The 2,068-nt window shown below is 59.9% G+C and carries 1 protein-coding gene; it reads right to left on the minus strand.

Translation table 11 applies throughout. The annotated features are described in order from the left end of the window. A partial coding sequence (locus QN399_RS26040) for a toxin VasX (RefSeq protein WP_330201916.1) occupies positions 1-2,068 on the minus strand: 2,068 nt, incomplete at both ends.

Here is a 2,068-nt window from a genome sequence, read left to right on the forward strand (position 1 = left end):
CCCTCACCCCCTGCCGATAGTTATCCAGCAGCGACCGTACCTGCGCCTGCTGCTCTGGAGGAAACGTCGCTGTTTGCAGATGAACCGCGCCCTCTGGTAGTTCACGAATCGGGCTCAGCATCCGGGCCAGTCGCTCTTCCAGAACGTTAAGTTTCTGTTGAGTCTCAGGCCGCTGGTTTTCCAGCTCTTGAGCCAGCCAGTGATCTTTTTCCGCACGATAGCGACGGGCATTGTTGTTCAGGGAACGCAGGTATCTACGTTTCGCCTGCACCTCCTTGACCGTCTCACCCAGGGCTTTCAGGTCGTCGGCATCTGCTATTTGAAAGCTGACCTTCTCGCGCCGTGCCGCGTCGAGCAACGAAACCCCGAAGGTCTTGGGCAGGTACCGAAACAGTGCCTCGATGTCCGGCATCTGGCCTTTGTCCAAGGCCTGCATGAAGTCGTGCAGCCCTTGTTGCACGCCCCACTGCACGGCGGGGGCGAGGGTGCCCCAGGCGGCGGTGGCATTGACTTGCGTGGGGTGGGGCAGGGTCTCGATGTCCGGCAGGTGGCCGGCAAACAGCGTTTTCAGCTTCTCGATCCACTCCGGCGCGCTTTTAAGCAGTCCCCAGCCCGCATTGGTGAACAAGGCGAATTGCGCGGCCAGTTCGGTCTGTACGCTCAGCGGCAAGGTAAAAAACAGTGCGCGGCTCTGCTGCGGGTTGCGGTTCAGCCAGGCAACAATGGTGTCGTAGGCAGTGTCACTGCGGCACAGGTCTTTCAAGCAGTCGTATTGGGTGAGCAAGGCGTGATCGATCTGCTCCAGATCGTTGGTGTCGTAATACCAGGCGGCGCGGTGGAAACGGTTGAGGGTGAGCATCTCCAGTCGGTCGTGGGTGATGCGATCAAGCAGGGTGTTCCAATGCGCGAGCTTGGGGCGTTGCGCCTTGAGAAAAGCGTCCATGCGCGGACGGTCGATCAGGTCGTTGATTCCGCGCTGGCCCCAGCGGGCGCCGTACAGCAGGTCTCTTAGCCGTTTATCTTGTTCTCGGTGCAGTTTGACCAGGGTTTGCCAGTGGGTGGCGACAAAGTCGGGGTCGGCGGTGGCGAGATTTTGCTTGAGGTAATACAGCTCGACGGTTTTTTTCAGTTCGCTGGCCATGTTGTAGCCAATGGCTCGCACGGGGCCGAGCTGGATGCTTTTTAGTTGGGCCTTGAGGTCGGGGGGATGATCGGGGTCCGAAACACCGGGCAGCGGATTGGCAACCGGATCAAGGTTCAGCACCTCCAGCAACGCCTGCCGCGTTTCATCGCGCTGTGGTTCGGGCAGCGCTTGCAGATCAAGCAATAACGCCTTGAGCGCAGGGTCATCGGTGCTCTCGGCCATCTTGCCGAGGTTGGCGGCACTGATCTGGCTCAGCGATTCGATGTAGCAGCCCAGTAAATAATCACGCTCGGTGTGGCCTTCTGCTTGACCGCTGCGGGCCCAGTCATCGATCCAGCCGACCACCTTGTCCTGATAGTTCGCCAGGTCGCGCATTACGCCGATATCGTCGCGTACCACGAGGAACAGGAAGTCGCTTTTGTGATCATCGCTGACCTGGCTGGTCAGTTCCTCGATCAAGGTCTGACGAAACAGCGGTGGGTATTCCCACAGGTGCGGGATGTTCTCTTCAGGGGTAAGGCCTTGATGAGGGGCATCGTGATCCCGCACCACCTCGGCCAGCCATTTCTTCGCGTGTCGCTCACGCAGCAGCGGCGCGACGATGTGTTCGCTGTTGACCGGCGCAAGGTCGATGCGCTGCATGAAGTGCTCGCGCTCGGTGGCGCTATCGAGCACCTGCCGGCACTTGGCGACGGTCCACTGCACCTCCGAGTAGGCGACATGCAGGACGCTGCTCTTGGAGAAGATCATTTCGGGAGGATCGCCCAGGGCGAGGGTCCGGTGATCCTCTTTGACCTCCTTGCCGTCGAACAGCCAGTGTTCCAATGACCCCTGCTTGATGCTGTACTCGTTCAGGCCGGTGGCGCTGTCGATCACGTACAGATAACCGTCACGCAACATGCGTAGACCCAAGGGGCGGCTTTG

The organism is Pseudomonas sp. 10C3, from assembly GCF_036346185.1.
Lineage (GTDB): Bacteria > Pseudomonadota > Gammaproteobacteria > Pseudomonadales > Pseudomonadaceae > Aquipseudomonas.